This is a genomic window from Phaeobacter sp. NW0010-22 (assembly GCF_040365955.1).
Taxonomy (GTDB): Bacteria; Pseudomonadota; Alphaproteobacteria; order Rhodobacterales; family Rhodobacteraceae; genus OMPR01.
On sequence record NZ_BAABWT010000003.1, the window covers coordinates 97,459 to 120,423 of the forward strand.

Genomic DNA, 22,965 nt, shown 5'->3' on the forward strand with positions numbered 1-22,965 from the left:
ATGAGCCGACTGGATTCAATGCTCCGCCGATTGACGGCACAACGGGACGGCCTGAGCTGGGCCGCCCAACAGATAGCTGATACGCCCGGCGATGTTTTGGACATGGGATTGGGTAACGGACGCACGTATGACCACTTGCGGGAAATCCTGCCTGATCGTCGGATTTGGGTGATGGATCGCGTCCTGCAATGCCACCCGTCTTGCATCCCCCCTGCAGAGGATTTTCTGCAAGGCGAAGCTGAACCCATGCTTTCAGAATTGGTTAAACGCGGCGCTCGCATCGCGTTGGCGCACTATGATTTTGGCTCTGGTATCAAGGCAGACGACGTTAAAGAATCCGCGCGCCTCAGCCCGATGATTGCCGCTGCGATGCAACCCGGCGCGCTGATCATTTCAGGCCAGCCGCTCGTTGGATTTCAGCAGATCGCTGGTCCGGAGACCATCGCCCCGGACCGCTATTTATTCTATCGCGCCTAAATCAGGCGATGTGCTGACCACGCGACCACACAGCCCGCAGGGCCGGAACCCCGGCCCGCATCCGAAACCGCAACACATCTGCGCGCGCGCCGATCCGCAGTTCACCCCGATCCGACAGGCCAACAGCTTGGGCCGGTGCAAGGGTCGCGGTTCGGATGCCCCGCGCCATATCCCCCCAAAGTTCCCCCGCTTTCACGGCAGACAACAAAAGCGCCGAGGGCACATAATCTGATGATATTATGTCGAGCAGATCCAGCTCTGCCAACTCACGTGCAGCCACATTGCCAGAATGTGATCCACCGCGGATCAGATTTGGTGCGCCCATCATTACCTGAATGCCGTGCTCATGACAGGCCTGAGCCGCCTCAACAGTCGTTGGAAATTCAGCCAGTTTGATCCCGTGTGCCGCCGATGTTGCCACTTGGTCTGCTGTGGTATCATCATGGCTTGCCAGAACGGCCCCATAGCGTTGCGCAGCCTTAACGGTTTCAACCTCGTGCAAATCGCCATACTGCGCGCGCAATCCTTTCAATTGCGCGACATGCTGTACAAAGTCCTCTTCGCTCATGGCATGTTTCCCCCGGACATAGGCCTCGAGCTTATTAATGTCCCTGAATTGGCGTTGCCCGGGCGTGTGGTCCATCAACGAAACAATGCCCACGCGATCATCACCACCGAATTCGGCGATCTCATCAACTAAGGTTTCGGAGCAAACTTCAGCGCGCAGATGCAGGAAATGACTGATTTTGAGAGCATCTGCAGCGCACAACTCTAAGAGTTCACTAGCAAGGTTTCGTGCGTATTTAGAATACCGGGCTCGTCCAGACGGGATTGATCCAACCCGCATCGCATCAAAAACGGTTGTGATACCTGTTCCCGCCAACTCTGCATCATGCGCGATAATAGCTGCGGCATGGGGCCAGTCGACTTTGGGACGCGGTTGGATATGGCGTTCTAGATTGTCGGTGTGCAGCTCTACCAGACCTGGGGTTACAAAATCACCTTCGCAGTCGCGGGCCCCCTCAGGCACAGTGCCGCCATCGGCAATATCGGTGATGGTTCCATCTACGATCCGAATGCTACCGCGACGGGTCTCATTGGATAAAACAAGGGTGGCATTGGCAAGGATCAACTCTTCTGTCATCGGAACTTCACATGGTTTGAGCTATTGGGAAGGCCACGACATAGGAGGCCAATGTGACATTTACGCGATACGCGCTCTACTTTGCGCCGCCCACTGGGGCGGACTGGACTAAATTCGGGGCGTCCTGGCTGGGCTGGGACATGGAAACCGGCACGCAGGTTGCGCATCCGTTGCTGGATGATCTGCCCGTCGCCGAGATCACCGACACGCCACGCAAATACGGGTTGCACGGGACGATGAAACCGCCTTTTCGACTGGCCAAGGGACAGACGGTTGAAGACCTGAAACAAGGCTGTAGCGATCTGGCCGCTAGAACCGCCCCCGTTCATTTGCAGGGATTGGAGTTGGCCCAGCTCGGCAAATTTCTGGCCCTGCGCCCAATCGGAGAAATCGCACTGCTTAGCGATTTGGCGGCGGAGTGCGTGCGGGCCTTGGATCGATTTCGCGCTCCTGCACCACAAGCCGAACTGGAGAAACGCCGCGCCAAAGGGTTGAGCCCCGCGCAAGAGGCAAATCTGGTGCAGTGGGGCTATCCCTACGTGATGGAGAACTTTAAGTTCCACATCACCCTGACGGGTCGTTTGGAAAAGTCGCTGTTGCCCCACGTGTTGACGACGCTGGACACATATCTGACGCCTGTCCTTCCGATACCGTTTGAAGTGAACGACCTGGCGTTGATGGGCGAGGATGCCGAGGGACGGTTTCATCTGATTCAACGCTATCCCCTCACCGGTTCAAGCTGAGCTAAGATTGCGTCTACTGTTAGATCCAAAGGCCCGTCGTTGTTGATTTCAACAACACGGGTCAACCCCTCTGGCAGAGTCACGGATCGGGCCAACCGCTTGGCTTGATCAGCCGGGGTTTCGCGGCCCCGGTTTGCAACGCGGTCCGCCAGAACTTTGGGGTCAGCGGTCAGCGAAATCACAATGAAGTCGCCAAAGGCGCCTTCGGCCTTTTTCAACACATTTCGGGACAAGTTTACCAAAACGGCCCGTGCGTGCTGACGCTGCTGGGAAATCGCAACAGATATCCCATAGTTCAATCCATGCGCAGACCAGCTGAGCACAAATTCGCCCCGGTCCTGCATCGCATCAAATTCAGAGACCGTCGCACGGACGAAATCTTCGCCCTCTTCGCCTTTGGGCCTAGTAATGACACGCCGCGCAGGTTGAATATTCGGATCCCGCGTCGTCAGCGCCGCCATGACGCTGTCTTTACCAACCCCCGACGGGCCGACAATCGCGATGACTGGCGCAAGGCTCATGCTGCCATCTCCGGTGTAAAAACAGAAACGTCAATTTCGCGGTCACAAACCCGTTCACGGGCCTCAACATCATGGAAAATACCCACGATGGCAGCGCCCTGCGCCTTGGCTTCCTCTATCAACGACAGCACAGTGGCGCGATTGGTGGCATCCAGGCTGGCGGTCGGTTCATCCAACAACATAGCTGGGTATTCATACGCAAACCCGCGCGCAATGTTCACACGCTGCTGCTCTCCGCCGGAAAAAGTGGTTGGCGACAACGACCAGAGCCGTTTGGGGATATTCAACCGGCTCAATAGATCCGCCGCCTTGTCCAAGGCGGCTTCCTTTTCGACGCCCACCGCCAACAACGGATCCGCCACAACCTCTAACGTCGGCACCCGAGGTACCACTCGTAAAAACTGGCTCACGTATCCAAGCGTCTCACGACGCAGTGCAAGGATTTCGCGCGGTTCCGCTTGTGCCACATCTAAATCGCCAACCATCACCCGGCCCGACGCCGCTAGATAGTTGCCGTAGATCACCCGCATCAGCGTCGATTTCCCGGCACCCGAAGCCCCGGTCAGGGCCACGCATTCGCCGGGTTTGACACGCAGCGATGCGCCTGCCATCACCGGAATAACCGCACTACCTTGATTATGCAGGGTAAAGCTCTTGCTTACGTTTTCGAGTTCAATCATTTCTCTCGCCTCTCAAACTTGCAGCACGCTGGAAACCAGCAATTGGGTGTAGGCATGTTGTGGATCGTCCAAAACCTGATCAGTCAGGCCCGCCTCGACCACATGGCCGTCTTTCATCACCATCAGCCGGTCTGCTAACAGGCGGACAACCGCCAGATCATGGGTCACGATGATCGCACTCAGCCCCATTTCACGAACCAGCCCGCGCAGCAGATCCAACAAACGCGCCTGAACGGACACATCCAAGCCCCCAGTCGGTTCATCCATGAAAACCAACCGGGGGCCCGTCACCAGATTGCGCGCGATTTGCAGGCGTTGCTGCATACCCCCAGAAAAAGCGGTGGGGCGATCATCAACGCGGTTTTCGTTGATCTCGACCCGCCCCAACCAGTCGATCGCCTTGTCCCGGATATCGCCGTAATGACGATCGCCAACGGCCATCAACCGCTCACCAATATTGCCCCCGGCACTGACAGACATGCGCAGGCCGTCACGGGCATGTTGATGTACAAAAGCCCAATCTGTCCGGCCCAGCATCCGCCGCTCTGGCTCTGACATGGTCAGCGTGTCGACCGGCCCATCTGCGCGGGTATCAAACACCACCTGACCGGCGTCCGCTTCCAGATGACCGGCAAGACAGTTCAGCAAGGTCGATTTACCCGACCCGCTTTCACCGACAATTCCCATCACTTCGCCGGGGAAAAGGTCAAAACTCACATCTGTGCATCCAATCCGCGCGCCATAACGCTTTTCGATACCTTGAACTTGCAACAACGGGGTCATGCCGCGTCCTCCGTACCCAATTCGGTGCCCAATCGACCCACATGACCTGCCGCGCGGCGGGACCGGCAATAATCCGTGTCTGAACAGACAAACATTCGATTACCCGCATCATCCAAAATCACTTCGTCCAGATAGCTGTCTTCGGCGGCACACAAATCACAGGGATGGTCTGCCTTACTAGCTTCGAAGGGATAGTCTTCGAAGTCCAGGCTCACGACCTTGGTATGAGGGGGCACTGCGTAAATCCGTTGCTCGCGCCCTGCGCCAAAAAGCTGAATAGCAGACATTTCCAATTTCGGATTGTCGAATTTCGGGATTGGCGATGGGTCCATCACATAGCGATCAGACACCATAACAGGATAGGCATACGCCGTCGCGATATCGCCGTGCTGGCTTATATCTTCGTACAGTTTCACATGCATCAGCCCGTATTCTTCTAGGCTGTGCATCTTGCGTGTTTCGGTCTCGCGCGGCTCTAAGAACCGCAGCGGTTCCGGGATCGGCACTTGATAGACCAGGATCTGATCCTCGTTCAGCTCTGCTTCGGGAATTCTGTGCCGCGTTTGAATCACGGTCGCTTTTTCGGTTTCCTCCGTCACAGCAACCCCAGCGGTGTTTTCAAAGAACTTCCGAATGGACACGGCATTGGTGGTGTCATCCGCGCCTTGGTCGATCACCTTAAAGGTATCGTCTGGCGTCAGGGTCGCGGCAGAGACCTGCACGCCGCCCGTGCCCCAACCATACGGCATCGGCATCTCGCGGCTGGCAAACGGCACTTGATAGCCCGGCACAGCCAACCCTTTTAATATCGCCCGACGGATCATCCGCTTGGTCTGTTCGTCCAGATAGGCAAAGTTATAATCACTCATTCCGCAGCCTCCTGCGCGGTAAATTCGCCCTGAAGCCGCTCTTCGGCTTCGCGACGCAGTTTGCGCACCAGTTCCAATTCGGACTGAAAATCGACGTAGTGGGGCAATTTGATGTGCTCGAGGAACCCAGTGGCCTGAATGTTATCCGAATGGCTCAGAACAAATTCTTCGTCCTGCGCGGCCGCTCCCAGATTGTCTTCGCCCAGTTCTTTCCATCGCAGGGCACGATCAACCAATGCCATAGCAATGGATTTGCGTTCCGATTGACCAAACACCAAACCGTATCCACGGGTAAACTGCGGCGGTTCTGTTTTGGACCCTTGGAATTGGTTCACCGTTTCACATTCGGTCAACTCCAACTCACCAATCTCAATCGCGAAACCCAGTTCTGGAATTTCCATTTCGACAGGCACTTTACCGATCCGCAACTCACCCACAAAGGCATGGTTGCGCGCGTAACCGCGTTGAGTCGAATAGGCCATGCCAAGGATGAACCCTTCGTCCCCGCGCGTCAGAGATTGCAGGCGTAAGGCGCGGTTTGATGGAAACTCCATCGGCTCGCGTGTCAGATCCCCCGGAACGGCATCACTGTCCGGCTCACGCTGAATGATGTCCTCGCCTTGCAGAAATTCGGTGATATGTGGAGTCGGGCCGCAACGGGGCGCGCCGGTTTCGACTGGCACGACCTCTCCTTCGGCGGCCAGTTTGAAATCCAAAAGACGATGGGTGTAGTCAAACGTCGGGCCCAATACTTGACCGCCAGGCGCGTCCTTGAACGTGGCCGAGATCCGACGATCGCAAGCCATTCCCCCGGTATCCACCGGCAAAGTCGCCCCAAAGCGCGGCAGGGTTGTGCGATATGCACGAATTAGAAAAATCGCCTCGATAAGATCCCCACGAGATTGCTTGATCGCCAACGCAGCCAGGTCCGGGTCAAACAGCGACCCTTCGGCCATAACACGGTTGACCGCGAGGCTCAGTTGCTCACGGATTTGCGCGACGCTGAGTTCCGCGACCGAGGTGTCACCCCGGCGCTCTTCGGCCAGCCAAGCGTGTGCATTATCGATAGCTTTTTCACCACCTTTGACAGCGACATACATATCTTAGCCCCCTACCGAAATTTGCGTACTGCGCGGCAGGGCCGCAACCTGTGTGCCGTTGGTAAAGAAGAAATCAATGCCCAAAGGGTAGAGCTGAGCATTCGCCTGCATCGTCGGGATATCGGGCAAGGACAAATGCGCCGCCTCTTTGATACCGGGGCCGGTCAACGTGACCTCACAGTTTGCTTCCGCGTCACCATCGACGATCAGTGTGGCCGAGCGATCCGGATATTCTGCAGTGCCGATGCGGTAAGTGCTGAGCGGACACAGCGCCGCCCACGTGCCAATCGCAAAATCTGCCTCAGATGCGCTGACCAACGGAGCACCGGTGTGAAATGTAAGCCATTGGCGGACATCTGCGGTGTTAGCACCGCCCGCCAGGTGCACACCCGTTTCCGGGTCACACAGGGTCAGAAGCAAGGTTGCCGCCGCTTCGGACAAAGGTGCCGGTGCCTGAGCTCCAGTTAATTCGCGAGTTTCGCCGGGACGCGCCATGACGGTCATTGCTGCACGAAACGCATGGGCCGCATCAGTTGGGGCGTTCTGAAACCCACCTGAAAACTGAGTGGTTTGTACCGACATCAATCCTCTCCTCGAACCATAGTAAAGAATTCCACCTTGGTGGCAGCAGCTTTGGCTGCACGGTTCTGTTTGGTGGTTCGAATTTGCGCTGCCAACGGGTCCAGGACTTGCGACTGCACGTGCTCCGCAGCGTCCGTCTGCATCAACGCATCAATCAATGCCGCCGCTTCGACCTTGGGTTTGGAGCGACCCTGGACATACCCATGACCGACGGTGCCATCCGACAACACAAGCGAACATCGCGTGACGGTCATTTCTCCGAGGTTAAACGGAGCCCCTGAACCGCCCATGCGGCCGCGCACCATGGCACCGCCAACCTCGGGGGCTCTCAACCATTCGAACGACGGACGGTCCGCCACTGCATTCCAAAGCGACATCATCGCGGCTTCGGGGGCCGAGGCCATCAGGCTCAACCACTCCTTGCGCGCGTTGCCGGTGTTTTTCATATCATCTGCCATAATAGCCTCTTGGCGAAGTTGTCTACAACAACTATACAACTAGACAAATCATAGCCCTCAGCTGGGCCTCACGCAATCCTCTGACTTGTGAAGTTTTGATGACATGAGCCGAACACCCGTCTGGAAATCCATCGCTGTGGCGCTGACTGCGGATATTGCTGAAGGCCGCTATGCCAGCGGAGACCGCTTGCCCACCGAATCTCAGCTGGCAGCCACACATGGCGTGAACCGCCACACAGTACGGCGCGCATTGGCTGACATGTCAGAGCAAGGGCTGGTCCATGCCCGGCGTGGCGCTGGGGTGTTCGTGACGGCTCGGCCAACGGACTACCCCATCGGCAAACGGGTGCGATATCACCAGAATATTTCTGCGAATGGTAAAATCCCGGGTAAGAAAATTCTGACCCTGAACACCCGGGCTGCAGATGCTCAAGAAGCCGAAGCATTAGGTTTAGTTCAAGGGGATCCCGTGCATGTTTACGACGGGCTCTCTCTTGCCGATGGTCAACCGATTGCTGTCTTCCAAAGTATTTTTCCCGCTGACCGGTTTCCAAACATGCTGGACGCTTTACAAAAAACGCATTCAGTGACCAAAGCCCTGCAACTGATTGGGATACCCGATTACACCCGCGAATGGACTCGTTTGACCGCCCGGCAGGCAAGTCCTACCCAAGCCTTGCATCTGCGCATTTCTGAAGGCGCGCCCGTGTTGCAATCCACAGGTCTCAATGTAGATCCCCAAGGCAATCCAGTTGAATATGGGCGAACTTGGTTTGCCGGGGATCATGTGACGCTCACGCTCGGAAGCGAGTAGTACAGCAGCCAATTCTCCAGCCCGTCGTCGATGTTCCTAACGGAACACCTCCTCCCGTTGGGCGTAGCAGCGCGCTGCCAAGCGGAGATCGGCAAAGCCGATGTATCCTATAGACGCGGGAGATCTTTGTACTCGCAGAACAGATCAGCCGTATTTTTCGAGAAACGCTTCGGCGCGCAATGCCCTAAAATCAGGGAGCGCTGCACGCAATTGGGTATGATCCCAATCCCACCAGGCCAGATCTATCATCCGCTCCGCAACACTTTCTGCGTACCGTCGTCGGATCACTTGCGCAGTCACGCCTGCGACAATCGTATAGGGCGCCACGTCTTTGGTAACAATCGCGCCCGAGGCCACAACCGCGCCATGTCCTATCTTCACCTCGGGCTTGATGATCGCCGCATGGCCAATCCATGTGTCGTGCCCGATCCACGCCTGACGCCCGGTTCTGTGGGCAAACCAATCGGCATCATGATCCGCATCCGCCCAGTAATCACCAGACCGATAGTGGAAATGATGCAGTGATGCTTTCTCCATAGGATGATCCGTTGCCCCAATGCGCGTGAAGCTGGCGATGTTTGCAAACTTCCCAATCTCGGCGTTGGCAATATCGCAGGTCCGATCACAATAGGAATAATCCCCAAAAGTAGAATTTGCGATCCGGCTACCCGCGCCGATTTCCACATAGGCGCCAAATGAACTCTCGCTGATTTGGCAATCAGAGTGCACAAAGGGTGCGTCGGCCTTAAGCCTCGGTTTGGTCATATCTTGATCTTTCTGTTCGTGTTGAAACCCAAAAAGAAGTTTGGAGCACGGGCACACTCCAGTGGCTCCAAACACTTGTTTTTGTATGCGGTTCAAGATGCGCTTTAGGGCAGGACAAACGCCTTTGCCTTGGAAACTACCTTGCGTTTGCGCGCTTTCTTTTCCGCGTGCCCGATCAAGCGTCGCCGCAACCAGCCCGAGAACCAATCCATGAACATTACCATCAGAATGATCAACACTATGTAATAGGCGACCTCTTCCCAATCCTTTTGTGTGATGATTGCCTGCGTCAGCAACAGGCCAATCCCACCGCCCGTAATTGCGCCGATAACCGTCGCACTGCGGGTGTTGGATTCAAGGAAATAGAGCAACTGACTCAGCAAAATTGGGGTAATCTGCGGGATCACACCAAACCGATACCGCTGCGCCGCGCTGGCCCCGGTCGATTGCACCCCTTCGATTTGTTTCTCGTCCACATTTTCCAAAGCTTCAGAGAATATTTTGCCAAAGGTCCCCGTATCCGTCACCAAAATCGCTAATGCACCAGTCAGCGGCCCCGGACCAAAGGCACGAGATAAAACTACGGTCCAAATCAACGCATCCACACCGCGCACGAAATCAAACAGGCGACGCGTGACAAAGGTAATCGACCGCAGAGGCGAGAAATTTCGGGCTGCAAGAAAGGCCAGTGGCAACGCCACCATCCCAGCTCCAAGCGTACCCAAAAACGCCATCAGGATCGTTTCAAAGATGGCCCAGGCCACATCCTGATGCCGCCACATTTTGTTGGTCCAGAAATCCTGCCAGATCGCCCCCGCTTCGCCATCAAAGGCCAGCCCCATCAATTCGGTCGGTGATTTGCCATGATAGGGACTGTCGAGCGTGAACCAGAACAGCTCCCATCCAGTGAAATAGCGGAACACTTCGGATCGGTTGCGGGTCACTGTCAATCGACCTGCATCGGTAGTAATCGCCAAACGGTTCTTGGACAGGTTGATCCACTCTGGCACCACTTCTGTCGGTAGTTCAGCTTGAACCCCCTGACGACGGTTCGGGGTCGCCTTGATCACACCATATCCGGGCACTTCATAGGTGATCGTTTTAGGGCCAAAGGTCACGATATGACCATCTTCCAGATCGATCACCGTCGTTTCACCCAATTCAACCCATTCAGGTGACATGCCCTCGGGATAGGCTCCTTTACGCTCTCCCTCGATGGCAACTGTGACTGCGGCGTTGCGATTGTCACGGGTCACATGGGTTTTGTAGCTGTAACTGTCAGCGACAAGCGTCTTGCCGTTCTTCCAGTTGGCTTTGCCGTAAAGATCCAGAACACCAAAAGCAAAGAACACATATGTCAGGTAAGCCAACACAAGCAGTGGCAACCCAAAGTTCAGCATCCGTTTTCGTGTGAACAAACGGTCCGCCTCGGCCTTCAACATCTCGGTGGTCAGGTTTGTATCAAAGGTGGTCATGCTGTTGCTCCCTTTTCGGTGCCGTGGGTCAAGCGGTCGCGTAAGATACCTGAAAGCTGATCTACGATGACAATGGTCAAAAACAGCAGGATAAAGATGGCCGCCGCTTCGTCGTAGCGCCCCTGCCCCCAAGACATCGCATTGCGCAGCTCGTATCCAATGCCCCCTGCACCAACAAAGCCAAGGATCGCCGAAGCGCGGATGTTGATCTCAAACCGCAACAAAGCATAGCTGACATAGTTCGGTCCAACCTGAGGGATCACCCCCAAATACATCTTTTGGCCCCACGTGGCCCCGACAGACTCGAGCCCCTCAACAGGCTTGAGAGAGGCATTTTCGTTCACTTCCGAAAACAGTTTTCCCAATGCGCCCGCCGTATGAATAGCAATCGCGATCATTGCAGGTACAGGTCCGCCCCCCAAAATGAAGATCAGGACCAAGGCGATCACAATTTCAGGAATTGCACGGCAAATATCACTTATCCGCCGAAATAGTGGGATCATCACCGGCCATGGCGCCATACCGCGTGTTGCTAGCAAAGATAAAAACGTTCCTGCAACCGTGCCGATCAAAGTAGACGCAGCGGCAATATTCAATGTCTCGATAAGCGCAGGAAAAAACGTCACCAGATGCGCAGGCAACTGGGCCACTTTTTCCCAAGCCTCGCTTAGCACTTCGTTAGGATAGTCAAGCACCCGATGCCAACCATCTACAAACGACCCGGCATTGCGCGCATCAGCGGTGCGAAATCCTGCAACCATCAGGCTAACGAAAAGGATCAGGAGAATACCACCATAGACCCGTTTGCGCTGAGTCAGCGCGGTATAATTGTCGCGGATCTGCGCGACGGATTGGGACCCTGCGGTTAGGTCTGTCATTGGAATGCTCCCGTCAAAAAAACGGGGCCCGGCAAGTGGTGCCAGACCCCGCGGTTTCGGTGCTAAAATCAGTTGGACTTCAATTTGCGTGCTTCGATAATAACTTCGTAAGCATCATGACCAATTGGCTGAACACCTTTGGCCTCGCCTGACAGCACGCCGTAGGCGCAATCAGGGTCCATCGACGGCAGCGATGCCATCAGAGCTGTGAATTTGACTTTGACGTCTGCAGGCAATGATTTGCGCAGAACAATCGGGCCTTCGGGAATGGGTTTGGACTGCCAGATCTGTACCAGATCATTCATGTCAACCAGCCCTGCATCAACTGCGCGGCGCAGCGCGCCCGAGTTATAGCCGTCTTCCCAATCGCCCAGACCATCGGCCCATGTTACGCCGCCATCAAAATCACCATTGTTGACGCCAACGATGGTCTGTTCATGACCACCCGAAAATTTGACTTCGCCAAAGTAATCACCCGAGGTCATCGTTGCGCCGGTCTCTTCGGGGATCTCAATGGAAGGGATCAGGAAACCTGAGGTCGAGTTCGGGTCGCCAAAACCAAAGGTCTTGCCCTTCATGTCCTCGAGCGAGGTGATACCGCTGTCTTTGCGGGCAAAGCCAACCGAGTAATAGCCGTAACCACCGTCGTTGTTAACCTTGACCAAAATCGGCTCAACCGCTTCGGGATCTGACAAATAGGTCTTGGCGTAGCCGCTTGCACCCAACCATGCCATATCCAACGTGCCGCCCAGCAGGCCCTGGATCACACCGTTGTAGTCAGCTGGTGCAAACAATTTGGTTGGAACGCCCAACAGCTCTTCGGTTTTGGCGCGTAAACACTCATTGTTGTTCATGCGGTCTTGGGCGTTTTCCCCACCCAGAAGGCCGATGCGGAATTCTTTGATGTCTTCGGCCATGACCGGGCTGGTCAGAGCAGTGGTGGCCACAATGGCAGCGATCAGTTTTTTCATCTTATTGTCTCCGGTTAAGTACGCCCGACCCCCCATCGGGCCCGGGTGATGAAAGGGATTGAATTAGACGTGTGCTTTGGCTTCCATACGCTCGGCGCGAATGGTGGCATCCAAAGTTTCGATTTCTGTCGATGTTGCCGCCTCGGAAAAGGTGGCGTCAGCGCCATAGATTTCACGAGCAACGCCTGTGGTCAGTTGCTCTGGCAAGCCATCGAATACGATCCGCCCGTCGCGCATACCGACCACGCGATCACAATAGCGGCGCGCTGTGTCTAAAGTGTGCAAGTTGGCAATGACCGTACGCCCGTCCTCTTCATGAATGCGGCGCAGGGCCTCCATCACGGTCTGAGCGTTCATTGGATCGAGCGAGGCAATGGGTTCATCCGCTAGAATAATCTTTGGATCCTGCATCAGAGCCCGCGCAATCGCGACACGCTGTTGCTGCCCACCTGACAGAGCCTCGGCTCGTTTGGGGGCATGTTCCGCAATCCCAAGGCGGTCCAGAATATCGATGGCACGGTGAATGTCGGCCATCGGGAACAGGTTGAACATAGTCGCAAAGGTCGACCGCTGGTTCAGCGTGCCATGCAAGACATTGCTGACCACATCCATGCGCGGCACAAGGTTGAACTGCTGAAAAATCATCGCGCAATCTGCCTGCCAAGCGTGCTTGGCCTTGCCTGTCAGATTGGTCACATCGCGATCTTTGAACAGTATGCGGCCTTCGCTCGCATCCGTCAGTCGGTTGATCATTCGTAAAAGGGTGGATTTCCCCGCGCCCGACCGGCCAATAATGCCAATCATGCAGGGCTTATCCACGTCCAGCGTCGCGGTATCCACCGCTACGTTGTCGCCAAAGCGTTTGGTCAGTTTGTCAATTCGCAGCACGTGCCACCCCCGATTTCGTTAAGACGGGGAATTAGGGCCGGGATTCAAAACTTGTGTGTCAGGGCGGTGAAAGTTTTGTAACGCGCTCTTTTTAAGGATGGCCGGCGAAAAAGGTGGGTCGGCGAGCCGATCCCTGCGCCTCTTACATCGCCTACCCCCCACTATCGCTAGAACAGGAATGGATGTATACGCCTGCCGACTCTCTCTCAATCAGGTGCTGCCATGACCTTTGACCGCAAGATCAAGATCGCCCCCTCCATCCTCTCTGCTGATTTCGCCAACTTTGGCGCAGAATGCGAAGCCATCGAAGCGCAGGGCGCCGATTGGGTCCACGTGGACGTGATGGATGGGCATTTCGTTCCCAACATCACCTTTGGTCCCGCGACCTGTGCCGCGATCCGTCCACATATCAAAGGGGTGATGGACGTTCACCTGATGATCGCGCCGGTTGATCCCTATATCGAAGCCTTTGCCAAAGCAGGCGCTGACGTTATCACCGCGCACGTCGAAGCCGGGCCGCACGTCCACCGCACCCTGCAAGCGATCCGAGCCGCCGGAGCCAAGGCAGGGATCGCACTGAACCCCGGCACGCCTGCTTCTGCGATTGAGCCTTTGCTCGACATGATTGATCTGGTCTGCGTTATGACCGTTAATCCAGGTTTTGGCGGCCAGAAATTCATTCACAGCCAGATCAAAAAGGTTGAGCAACTGCGCGCCCTGATTGGCGAGCGCCCGATTCACATCGAGATTGATGGCGGCGTCGATCCAACCACAGCACCCTTAGTCGCCAAAGCTGGCGCGGATGTTCTTGTGGCGGGTTCAGCCGTATTCAAAGGCGGGTCAGTCACAAACCCTAACGTTTATGGCGACAACATCAAAGCCATCCGCGCAGCCGCACAGGGCGTCTGGGCCTAATCGAAAGCTGCACATGACAGCGGGCAACTCTCCCGCCCGTCATCAATCTTTTAACAAAGATCTCTTCCCGTTGGGCGTAAAGGAAGCTCGGCAAGGCCGGGGTTCCGCGGGCGCGGGAGCCATTCGACCGATATCAGTTCAATTGGTCCGCAAAAAAATCCAACAATTTGTGTTTCAGGATTTTACCAGTTGGTGCTGCGGGCAATTCCTTTGCAACGATTATCTGACTTGGGCGTTTGTACCCAGCAAGGCGCTGCGCCACAAAGGCACGCAACTCTTCTACATTCGGGGCGTCATCGGGCGCCACTTGGACAAACCCAACCACTTTTTCATCCCCCTGCACCACTTTGCCGATCACAGCAGACTGAATCACTTGAGGGTGATCATTCAAAGCGGCCTCAACTTCAGGTGGATACACATTGAACCCACCGTGGATGATCAATTCCTTACAACGCCCCGCAATATGCAAGTGACCACGGTCATCCATCCGTCCCAGATCCCCGGTTCGCAACCAGCCTTCGCCATCAAGCGCCTTGGCTGTTTCCTCTGGATTACGGTAATATCCCTTCATCACATGGGGCCCACGCGTTTGTACCTCACCGACCTGATCGCCACCACCCTCAACAGCTTGATCAAGCCGTATCTCAACACCGGGCAATGGCGGGCCAACGGATATATCAGGATCACCCAGCACGTTATCAGAAGCGCAAACTCCTGCTGTACTTTCCGTCAGCCCATAGCCATTCTGGATCGCAACACCATAAAAAGCCTCTGCTTTGCGCTTCCACGCGGGATCCAATGGCGCTGCCCCAGATGAAGTGTAGCGTAAGACGCTCTGAGGCAGGTGATCAAACCCTTGTTCCTTGGCATATTGCATCAACAATGCATGCATCTGTGGCACCGCAGAAAAAAGTGTTACGCCATCATTCAGCTGCTCATATAGCCGCGCCGCTGAAAATCGCGCCTCAAGACGCACCAGTGCCCCGGCATAGGTCGCAGCCGTAACGACCGAGGCCAAACCAAATACGTGGGTGATTGGCAACACGCCGTAGACAACATCATCCTGTGTCATCCCGCGTAGCTCAGCCGACGTCCGTCCGCCAAACCGCACATTTTCATGAGTCAACATCACGCCCTTTGGCGTACCTGTCGTGCCTGTGGTGAACAACATGACGGCCACATCGGCAAGCATTTGATCTGGTGCACTGTCAAAGGGCGTCGCCAATTGCATCGCCCCAAAAGATCCGGAAATCCCACGCGCCTGCATCCGTTCCCCGTGGTTAACCGCATCCCCTGATGCCGCAGACGTAAACAATACAGCCGCCGGTTTTGAATGGGCCAGAATACGGTCCAACTCTACCGCAGTCTGACGTGCATTCACCGGAATGACACAGGCCCCAAGACGCGAGCACGCAAACAGACTGGCAATTGCCGCGGCACAGTTTTCAGCGACGATCACCACACGATCACATGGCTGCACCCCCGCTTCCAAAAGCATGTCCTTTAGCGCATCAATCGCTTTTTCCAGCTTGGCGTACGTCCAATCCGCCCCGCCATCATCGGTGAACGCCCGCGCATCCGGTCGTGATGCAATCTGCACCCCTAGGTAGTCATGCCATTTTGCCATCCAATCAACCCTCCCAGCTGTTTGGCCCCCGGTTCAGAAACTGGGGTTACGTTTCTCCAGAAATGCCGCGATACCTTCGGCGGCTTCATCTCCACCAGCAGCATGCGCCATTGCATCACGTTCGGCGTCCAACTGTGCCGCCTCGCTCGCCTCATAGGCCTGCGCCACCAAGCCGCGAATGGCACCCTGCGCCTTGCGCGGCCCTTGCGCTATTCGATCTGCCAATTTGTGTGCGGCTGCATCAACCTCTCCGACAGGCACCACAGCGTTTACCACGCCCAGCGTCTCCATCCGCTCGGCGGAAACGGGACGTGCCAACACACACATTTCCATAGCTAGGGCACGCGGAACCATTCGTGACAAAGCCGATGTAAGCCCGCCATCCGGAACCAAACCCGCTTTGACGTAGGCAGCAGTGAATTTGACCCCTTCAGCGGCAACAATCAGATCACAGGCCAGTGCCAAGGACAGCCCAGCCCCTGCCGCACCGCCTTCGACCGCGGCGATCACTGGTACGGGGCACGTTCGGATGAGACGAACCAGTTCGTGCAGCTCATCCACCTTGGCACGTCGCTTTTCTTCGGTTAGTTTGCGCCGCTCGATCAGAACATTCAGATCACCGCCCGCACAGAAAAAACCACCCTCAGAGGTTAGAATAACTGCGCGAACGCGTTCTTGTTCTGCTAGCGCCATCGCTTCGTGAATGGCCACATAAAGATCTGGCGACAACGCCCCCCGCCGCGCGCTGTTCATATTTACGATCACCAGTCGATCGCCTTGGTCATCAACGCGTGCCAGCATCATTTCACCTTTGAGTGGCGCTTGAACACGCCCGTTGCCGTTGCAATCAAGGTTCCATCTTGGTGATGCATTTCACCATTGACGTAACACAGGTTGCGCCCACCACCTGCAGGCTTCCCCGTGGCAATGACACGTCCTTCGCGCACTGCACCGATATAATTGGTGTTCAACGAAACCGTCAAAACCAGCGGGTGTTCCACCCTGTCAAAATAGGCCGAAGCAGTGTTGCCACAGGCCACATCCAGTATCATGGCGATAATACCGCCATGCAAAATACCATGGGAATTCAAATGTCCCGGTGCCAGATCCAAATAGCACTTGGCGTGCCCTGTTTCTGTACACAGCTCAATCTCAAATCCAGTGGCGTTTTGACAGCCCGACCGTTTGATTGTCGGGCTGTCGGTTTCAGGCTGCGCTGAGGTCAATAAACCGCTCCAGGTGATAATCTGCATCTCCGAAACGGTGATCGGTCATCACGATGCGCTTGGCAATATGGGCCAGTTCGTATTCCTGTGTCATGGCGATACCACCATGCATCTGAATGGACTCTTCTGCCACCAAACGACCCACCCGAGCCATCAGGTTACGTGCCGCAGCGATTTGCAAATCGCGGTCCGTGCTTTCCAGATTACCAGCTGCATTAGTCACCGCAGACCGCGCCTGTTCCAGCTCAATCAACAGATCCGAATAACGATGGGCCAGCGCTTGGAACGTGCCAATTGGGCGGCCAAACTGTTTACGAGTGACAAGGTATTCGCGTGTCAGTTCCGTCGCAGTTTCCATAGCGCCCATCGTTTCGGCTGCCAGCGCCACATTGGCCCGAGCAACTGTATCAACAAGCGCCCCATAACCGGCCCCCGCCGCGCCCAAACGCGCAGAAACAGGCAACCGCACATCATCCAGCATGACCTCGGCAGCGCGTCCACCGCTCATCATGGCATACCCCTGAAGCGTCAGACCGGTCGTCCCCGCAGGCACCAAAAACAGCGAAATCCCATCCTTATCAAACGCCCCGCCACCTTCGCGAGCGGACACAATCAGATATCCGGCTGCCTCGGCATTGATCACAACCGCTTTGCGGCCATTCAAGACAATCTCGTCTCCATCGACCTTGGCCGTGGCTTCAACCCGGCTCAGATCATAACGGCTGGCTGGTTCGCCATGCGCCAAGGCAAGATGCAGACCACCCGCGATCACATCATCAATCAGTGCGGTTTGCGAGGCATTACCCAATGCAGTGATCAGCCCCCCCCCTAACACGGCCGTGTCCAGAAACGGCTCCACCACGCCAGCCCGGCCCAGTTCTTCGAACACGGTTGCGATATCAAAACCAGCGCCGCCAAAACCGCCCTGCTCTTCTGTGAATAGTGCGCCAATGACGCCCAATTCAGCCAGTTCGTTCCAGATTTCGGTGCTTATGCCAGCGTCGCTCTCAATGATCTCGTTGCGCGCTGTTGTGGTATATCGGTCCGACAGAAACCGGCGCAGCGTGTCTTGCAGCATTTGCCGCTCTTCGGTCAGGTCAAAATTCATGGCTCACCCTCCCATCTTTACTTTGGCAATAATGCCGCGCTGGATCTCGTTAGAGCCTCCAAAGATCGACAATTTGCGATTGTTGAAATACTGCGCCGAAACAGGTCCGGCATAATCGGGGCCAATCGGATCGTTGTCTCCCTCAACCGTTTCAGAGGCAAACGGCATCGCATAGGGTCCAACTGCTCGACGCATCATATCGTTGATCTCCTGCCGGATAATCGTGCCTTTGACTTTCAACATCGAGCTTTCAACACCCGGTGCCTGTCCTGCCGACGCTTGCGAAATAATCCGCAAATTCGTCGTCGACATCGCCATCAGATCAATTTCGACCTGTGCAATGCGCGCGGCAAATAGTGGGTTCTCGATCAGAGGGCGTCCGTTGGCCGTTTCAACCCGTGCCACACGCTTCAACGCATCCAGACCTGCGCGGCTAAAGCCAACACCGGCGATCCCAGTGCGTTCGTGGGTCAGCAGATACTTGGCATAGGTCCAGCCCTTGTTTTCCTCACCCACTAGATTTTCGACAGGCACTCGAACATTGTCAAAAAAGACCTCATTCACCTCAGGCGTACCATCCAGCAAAACAATCGGGCGCACTTCGATGCCCGGTGTGTTCATATCGATCAACAGGAATGAAATGCCTTCCTGCTGCTTGGCATCTGGATCCGTCCGGACCAGACAGAAAATCCAATCGGCGTATTGCCCCAAAGTGGTCCAGGTCTTTTGACCGTTAACCACGTAATTATCGCCATCCCGCACGGCCTTGGTTTTTAAAGAGGCTAGATCAGACCCCGCTCCAGGCTCAGAATATCCCTGACACCACCAATCGGTGCCATCCAGAATACGTGGCAGATAGTGGTCCTGTTGTTCTTTGGATCCGAATTTGTGCAGAACAGGTCCCAGCATCGACAGCCCAAACGGGACAATCCGTGGCGCATAGGCTGCGGCGCATTCATCATCAAAGATGTGGCGCTGCACAGCGTTCCATTCGGCACCCCCAAATTCCTTTGGCCAACTGTACGACAACCATCCCTGATTGTTCAGAATAGAGTGCCAAAGCTCATGCCCCTCTTTGCCAAGGTTCTCGCCCCGGCGCACCTTGTCCGACATATCTTTAGGCAGCTTTTCAGCGAGGAACGCTCGCACCTCGTCCCGAAAGGCTAACTCCTCGGCGGTATAACTCAAATCCATCTCATACTCTTTTCTTCATATCCGATCTCAATTGCGCGCCCGCCCGTCGCTCCGCGTCGGGCAGCGCCTATCTGGCCCTCGATGGGTCAGATAGGCGCCCCTGCGGTCAATAAATTTCGAACAGGCCAGCCGCGCCCATGCCGCCACCGATACACATAGTGACAACGCCCAACTTGGCGCCTCGGCGTTTGCCTTCACGCATAATGTGTCCGACCATCCGTGCGCCCGTCATGCCAAAGGGATGACCAATTGCGATTGATCCACCATTCACGTTGCACTTTTCGTCATCAATCCCCAACCGATTGCGGCTGTACAGAGCTTGTGATGCAAAGGCCTCGTTCAGTTCCCACAGGTCGATGTCATCCACGGTCAGCCCGTGACGTTCCAACAAACGCGGCACAGCAAAGACAGGACCGATGCCCATTTCATCGGGTTCACATCCGGCTACGGCAAAGCCTTTGAAAGCCCCCATCGGTTCGATGTTGCGCTTTTCAGCTTCGACGCTGTCCATCATCACAACAGCCGCAGCGCCATCGCTCAGCTGACTAGCATTACCTGCAGTGATAAAGTTGCCCTCACCCCGGACAGGAGCCAAACCGGACAGACCTTCCAACGTCGTGGTTGGACGGTTGCATTCATCGCGATCCACCAGCGACTCCTTCATCGAGATCTCGCCAGTTTCCTTGTCCTTGACCGCCATCATCGCCTTCATCGGCACGATCTCATCGTCGAATTTTCCAGCAGCCTGCGCCGCTGCGATCCGCTGTTGTGAGCGCAGACCATAAGCATCTTGCTCTTCGCGCGTGATTCCATAACGTTCCGCCACGATATCGGCGGTTTCGATCATGGTCATGTAAACTGCCGGCTTATGCTCTTTGAGCCAAGCTTCAGCGGCATGGCGTGCTTTGGGCTGGACCATCGAAATGCTTTCGACCCCTCCGGCCACCATTGGCCCGGTGCCCTCGCAGGTGATCGCATTGGCCGCAAGCGCGACGGTTTGCAACCCCGACGAACAAAACCGATTTACTGTCATGCCGGACGCGGTGATCGGCAGACCTGCGCGCAAGCCGATCTGGCGCGCAATATTGCCACCGGTTTCGCCCTCGGGCGTACCGCAGCCGATGATGCAATCCTCAACCTCGCTTGGGTCGATGCCCGCACGTTCGACCGCCGCCTGCACGGCATGGCCGCCCATCGTTGCACCATGGGTCATGTTGAACGACCCTCGGAAAGATTTCGCCAAACCCGTGCGGGCAGCGGATACAATTACAGCTTGTTTCATCATGCGGTTTCCTTGTTCAGATCATCAAATGTGCGGCCTTCAGCCACCAGTTTTTCCAAAAGCGGTGCAGGTTGCCAGAAATAACCGTCTTCCTTGGCCCAGTCCTGCATTTCGCTCAGCAAGCTAGGCAGACCGACCATGTCGGCCCATTTCAGCGGCCCACCGCGATAGCGCGGAAACCCGTATCCATAGAGCAGTGTAACATCCACATCGAGCGGGCGGTGCGCGATGCCCTCGCCCACCACCTTTGCAGCCTCGTTCACCATGGCAGCCATATACCTGCGTACGATTTCGTCGTCGCTTAAGTCCCGCGGGGTCAAACCTTGGGCGGCCCGGTCTGCTTCGATCAGCGACATCACATCCGGGTTAGGCACCCCAGCACGTTTGCCTGCCTGATAGACGTAATAGCCTGTACCGGTTTTCTGCCCAAAATGTCCGTCTTCACACAGTTTGTCCGCATAGGTGAAATCACGTGCACGCGGATCGACACCCTCAGCGCGTTTTCGTTTGCGCACGGCCCAACCGATATCCAACCCCGCCAGATCCGCAACAGCATAAGGCCCCATTGCAAATCCAAAATCAGTCAGAGCCTTGTCTATCTGATACGGGGTGGCCCCATCCAAAATCATATGGTCCGCACAAGTGCGATAAGTCGACAGAATGCGATTACCGATGAAACCGTCACACACGCCGGCGCGAACAGATGTCTTTTTCAACCGATTGCCCAACGCAAAGCCCGTGGCCACCACATCGGCGGCCGTCTTGTCTGCGACAACAACTTCCAACAGCTTCATGACATGAGCCGGTGAAAAGAAGTGCAACCCAATCACGTCTGCTGGTCGTTTCGTACATGCGGCGATTTCGTTGATATCTAGGTACGATGTGTTCGACGCCAGAATGGCACCCGGCTTGCACACGGCATCCAATTGCGTGAACACCTGCTTCTTGACGCCCATGTCTTCGAACACGGCCTCGATCACCAGATCGACATCACCGAGCGCTGCGTAATCTGTGGCCAAGGTCAAGGCTTTGGTTGTCAAATCCTCAAACTGGGCTTGGCTGAGTTTGCCTCGCTTCAACGCGCCGCCCAGATTGCCTTCGATCCTGCCGCGCGCGGCTTCGGCAGCCTCGGCCGTCATTTCCAGCATCACCACAGACAGACCCGACAACAACGCAGCCGTTGCGATGCCAGCCCCCATGGTTCCGCCACCGATCACACCGACGGCATTCAGGTTTCGCGGTGCTACACCTTTCAGTTCAGGCAATTTACCAACCGCTCGTTCCGAAAAGAACGCATGGATCATGCCTTGGCGCTGATCCGAGGCCATAAGCTCCATGAACAGCTCGCGTTCGCGCTTCATGCCTTCCTCAAATGGCAACTCGCAACATGCCTGAACCCCACGAACGGCCAAAGCTGGAGCAATCTGACCCCGGCCCTTTTGCAGTACCATGTTGTAAAGCGCATCGAAATCGACGGCCTCTGGAGCAGGCATTTCACTGATAGCGCGCCGTTCAGCACCGCTATCCAACAACTCTTGAGCATAGGCCAGACCAACCTCGCGGGGCGTTCCTTCGACGACGCGATCCAGAATTCCCATCGCCAGTGCTTCTTTCGCACCGATCTGCCGCCCAGAGGTGATCACATCAACAGCTGCATCCACCCCCACCAAACGGGGCAGACGCTGTGTCCCACCGGCGCCCGGCATCACACCAATCAAAACCTCTGGCAGGCCAACGCGCGCAGTCGGAACCGCGATGCGAAAATGCGAACCTAAGGCGATTTCCAAACCTCCGCCCAAAGCTGTGCCATGCAAGGCGGATACCACGATCAACGGCGAGGCCTCAATCCGGGTGCAGACATCCGGCAAAAACGGCTGGGTTGGGGGTTTGCCAAATTCACGAATATCTGCGCCCGCGAAATAAGTTTTCCCTTCTCCATAAATCAGCACAGCTTTGGCGCCATCGGCTTCGGCCCGGGCGATCCCGTCCACCAATCCGTTGCGCACATCATGCCCCAAGGCATTCACCGGCGGATTATTCGCCGCAAGAATGGCGATATCGCCGACGCGTTCGTACCCAATGGCTTCTGACATTTGGCCGCTCCTCCTATATTCTTCCCAATGAAGCGCCTTTCTATAAGCTGGCGACTCATCGGCCTCTTAGGGCAAAGTCTAACTGCAGAGTTGCACTTGGCACCTGCCTTGCTCTTGGAACCTCACGTCAAATGTCTGTATGGCTTCCCGAGGCAAGCAAGACTTCCCCCTCACTATTTCACGATGCGGAACATCCTTCCGCAACGTATGCAGGTTGGGCCGTGCCCCCAGCAAGATCAAGGGAGTTTCCCGCGAACGGACGTAGGGTTCCAAAACAGATTGCCCCGCCCTCAGCAGACGACGATCTACAGGCCCCGCCTCAAAAAGAAACATTTCCTCGACAGATTTGCAAAAAACGCACGGCGGGTATTC

Annotated in this window: 24 protein-coding genes; 4 read left to right on the top strand and 20 right to left on the bottom strand. The window is 55.9% G+C overall.

The genetic code is table 11. The features are described from left to right. Positions 1–477, top strand: coding sequence for a class I SAM-dependent methyltransferase (locus ABWV33_RS07330; RefSeq protein WP_113825242.1), 477 nt, complete (start codon positions 1–3; stop codon positions 475–477). Between the two features lies 1 nt (position 478). Here ABWV33_RS07330 and ABWV33_RS07335 read toward each other — a convergent pair whose 3' ends face one another. Beyond that, positions 479–1,621: an alpha-D-ribose 1-methylphosphonate 5-triphosphate diphosphatase gene (locus ABWV33_RS07335; protein WP_353329758.1), complete on the bottom strand. Its 1,143-nt coding sequence runs from the start codon at positions 1,619–1,621 to the stop codon at positions 479–481. A 53-nt stretch (positions 1,622–1,674) separates the two neighbouring features. Here ABWV33_RS07335 and ABWV33_RS07340 point away from each other — a divergent pair, with 53 nt between their 5' ends. Then, positions 1,675–2,364, top strand: coding sequence for a DUF1045 domain-containing protein (locus tag ABWV33_RS07340; protein ID WP_353329760.1), 690 nt, complete (start codon positions 1,675–1,677; stop codon positions 2,362–2,364). Here ABWV33_RS07340 and ABWV33_RS07345 read toward each other — a convergent pair. Genes ABWV33_RS07345 through phnG form a run of 7 tightly spaced genes read right to left on the bottom strand, consistent with a single transcriptional unit; the run spans position 2,340 to position 7,357 of the window. Then, entirely contained in the window at positions 2,340–2,885 is a 546-nt protein-coding gene (locus ABWV33_RS07345; protein ID WP_353329762.1) for a ribose 1,5-bisphosphate phosphokinase PhnN, read from the bottom strand. The two genes, ABWV33_RS07340 and ABWV33_RS07345, sit on opposite strands and share 25 nt — an antisense overlap. Next, positions 2,882–3,565, bottom strand: coding sequence for a phosphonate C-P lyase system protein PhnL (phnL, locus tag ABWV33_RS07350; protein WP_353329764.1), 684 nt, complete (start codon positions 3,563–3,565; stop codon positions 2,882–2,884). The genes ABWV33_RS07345 and phnL overlap by 4 nt, the downstream gene beginning before the upstream one ends. A gap of 12 nt (positions 3,566–3,577) precedes the next feature. Then, the gene (gene phnK / locus ABWV33_RS07355) at positions 3,578–4,348 is read right to left on the bottom strand and encodes a phosphonate C-P lyase system protein PhnK (protein ID WP_113825252.1); all 771 of its coding nucleotides are present in this window, start codon (positions 4,346–4,348) and stop codon (positions 3,578–3,580) included. Continuing rightward, positions 4,345–5,217 (bottom strand): alpha-D-ribose 1-methylphosphonate 5-phosphate C-P-lyase PhnJ, encoded by an 873-nt coding sequence (locus ABWV33_RS07360; protein ID WP_113825254.1) that lies wholly within the window; start codon positions 5,215–5,217, stop codon positions 4,345–4,347. The genes phnK and ABWV33_RS07360 overlap by 4 nt, the downstream gene beginning before the upstream one ends. Further along, positions 5,214–6,317 (bottom strand): carbon-phosphorus lyase complex subunit, encoded by a 1,104-nt coding sequence (locus ABWV33_RS07365; protein WP_353329766.1) that lies wholly within the window; start codon positions 6,315–6,317, stop codon positions 5,214–5,216. Before ABWV33_RS07365 ends, ABWV33_RS07360 begins: the two co-directional genes overlap by 4 nt. A 3-nt stretch (positions 6,318–6,320) precedes the next feature. Then, entirely contained in the window at positions 6,321–6,899 is a 579-nt protein-coding gene (phnH, locus tag ABWV33_RS07370) for a phosphonate C-P lyase system protein PhnH (protein ID WP_353329768.1), read from the bottom strand. Further along, positions 6,899–7,357 carry a phosphonate C-P lyase system protein PhnG gene (gene phnG / locus ABWV33_RS07375; protein ID WP_353329770.1) on the bottom strand — a complete coding sequence of 153 codons (459 nt, stop codon included), beginning with the start codon at positions 7,355–7,357 and terminating at the stop codon, positions 6,899–6,901. Before phnG ends, phnH begins: the two co-directional genes overlap by 1 nt. Positions 7,358–7,460: 103 nt before the next feature. Here phnG and phnF point away from each other — a divergent pair, with 103 nt between their 5' ends. Next, positions 7,461–8,171 carry a phosphonate metabolism transcriptional regulator PhnF gene (gene phnF / locus ABWV33_RS07380; RefSeq protein WP_353329772.1) on the top strand — a complete coding sequence of 237 codons (711 nt, stop codon included), beginning with the start codon at positions 7,461–7,463 and terminating at the stop codon, positions 8,169–8,171. Positions 8,172–8,315: 144 nt separating this feature from the next. Here phnF and ABWV33_RS07385 read toward each other — a convergent pair whose 3' ends face one another. The 5 genes from ABWV33_RS07385 to phnC all read right to left on the bottom strand — a co-directional run bounded on the left by ABWV33_RS07385 (position 8,316) and on the right by phnC (position 13,148). Further along, positions 8,316–8,936, bottom strand: coding sequence for an LbetaH domain-containing protein (locus tag ABWV33_RS07385; RefSeq protein ID WP_353329774.1), 621 nt, complete (start codon positions 8,934–8,936; stop codon positions 8,316–8,318). A 104-nt stretch (positions 8,937–9,040) separates the two neighbouring features. Further along, a complete protein-coding gene (gene phnE / locus ABWV33_RS07390; RefSeq protein WP_353329776.1) occupies positions 9,041–10,411 on the bottom strand; it encodes a phosphonate ABC transporter, permease protein PhnE in 1,371 nt (456 codons plus the stop codon). Then, positions 10,408–11,289, bottom strand: a complete 882-nt coding sequence (gene phnE, locus ABWV33_RS07395; RefSeq protein WP_353329778.1) for a phosphonate ABC transporter, permease protein PhnE — start codon at positions 11,287–11,289, stop codon at positions 10,408–10,410. Before phnE (ABWV33_RS07395) ends, phnE (ABWV33_RS07390) begins: the two co-directional genes overlap by 4 nt. 68 nt (positions 11,290–11,357) lie before the next feature. Further along, positions 11,358–12,260 (bottom strand): phosphonate ABC transporter substrate-binding protein, encoded by a 903-nt coding sequence (gene phnD, locus ABWV33_RS07400; RefSeq protein ID WP_164618101.1) that lies wholly within the window; start codon positions 12,258–12,260, stop codon positions 11,358–11,360. A 63-nt stretch (positions 12,261–12,323) separates the two neighbouring features. Next, positions 12,324–13,148, bottom strand: a complete 825-nt coding sequence (gene phnC, locus ABWV33_RS07405; protein ID WP_353329780.1) for a phosphonate ABC transporter ATP-binding protein — start codon at positions 13,146–13,148, stop codon at positions 12,324–12,326. A gap of 222 nt (positions 13,149–13,370) precedes the next feature. Here phnC and rpe point away from each other — a divergent pair, with 222 nt between their 5' ends. Then, positions 13,371–14,063, top strand: coding sequence for a ribulose-phosphate 3-epimerase (gene rpe, locus ABWV33_RS07410; protein WP_353329782.1), 693 nt, complete (start codon positions 13,371–13,373; stop codon positions 14,061–14,063). A gap of 133 nt (positions 14,064–14,196) precedes the next feature. Here rpe and ABWV33_RS07415 read toward each other — a convergent pair whose 3' ends face one another. From ABWV33_RS07415 to ABWV33_RS07445, 7 genes are all read right to left on the bottom strand, one after another. Continuing rightward, positions 14,197–15,690, bottom strand: a complete 1,494-nt coding sequence (locus ABWV33_RS07415) for a class I adenylate-forming enzyme family protein (protein WP_353329784.1) — start codon at positions 15,688–15,690, stop codon at positions 14,197–14,199. Positions 15,691–15,723: 33 nt separating this feature from the next. Continuing rightward, positions 15,724–16,491, bottom strand: a complete 768-nt coding sequence (locus ABWV33_RS07420; RefSeq protein ID WP_353329786.1) for an oxepin-CoA hydrolase, alternative type — start codon at positions 16,489–16,491, stop codon at positions 15,724–15,726. Further along, positions 16,491–16,916, bottom strand: coding sequence for a PaaI family thioesterase (locus tag ABWV33_RS07425; RefSeq protein ID WP_353329788.1), 426 nt, complete (start codon positions 16,914–16,916; stop codon positions 16,491–16,493). The genes ABWV33_RS07420 and ABWV33_RS07425 overlap by 1 nt, the downstream gene beginning before the upstream one ends. Further along, complete coding sequence (locus ABWV33_RS07430; protein ID WP_113825278.1) at positions 16,897–18,024, bottom strand: acyl-CoA dehydrogenase family protein; 1,128 nt, start codon at positions 18,022–18,024, stop codon at positions 16,897–16,899. The genes ABWV33_RS07425 and ABWV33_RS07430 overlap by 20 nt, the downstream gene beginning before the upstream one ends. 3 nt (positions 18,025–18,027) lie before the next feature. Continuing rightward, a complete protein-coding gene (locus ABWV33_RS07435; RefSeq protein ID WP_353329790.1) occupies positions 18,028–19,218 on the bottom strand; it encodes an acyl-CoA dehydrogenase family protein in 1,191 nt (396 codons plus the stop codon). 106 nt (positions 19,219–19,324) lie between these two features. Beyond that, the gene (locus ABWV33_RS07440; RefSeq protein WP_353329792.1) at positions 19,325–20,500 is read right to left on the bottom strand and encodes an acetyl-CoA C-acyltransferase; all 1,176 of its coding nucleotides are present in this window, start codon (positions 20,498–20,500) and stop codon (positions 19,325–19,327) included. Beyond that, the gene (locus ABWV33_RS07445) at positions 20,500–22,593 is read right to left on the bottom strand and encodes a 3-hydroxyacyl-CoA dehydrogenase NAD-binding domain-containing protein (protein ID WP_353329794.1); all 2,094 of its coding nucleotides are present in this window, start codon (positions 22,591–22,593) and stop codon (positions 20,500–20,502) included. The genes ABWV33_RS07440 and ABWV33_RS07445 overlap by 1 nt, the downstream gene beginning before the upstream one ends. Between the last annotated feature and the right edge of the window lie 372 nt (positions 22,594–22,965).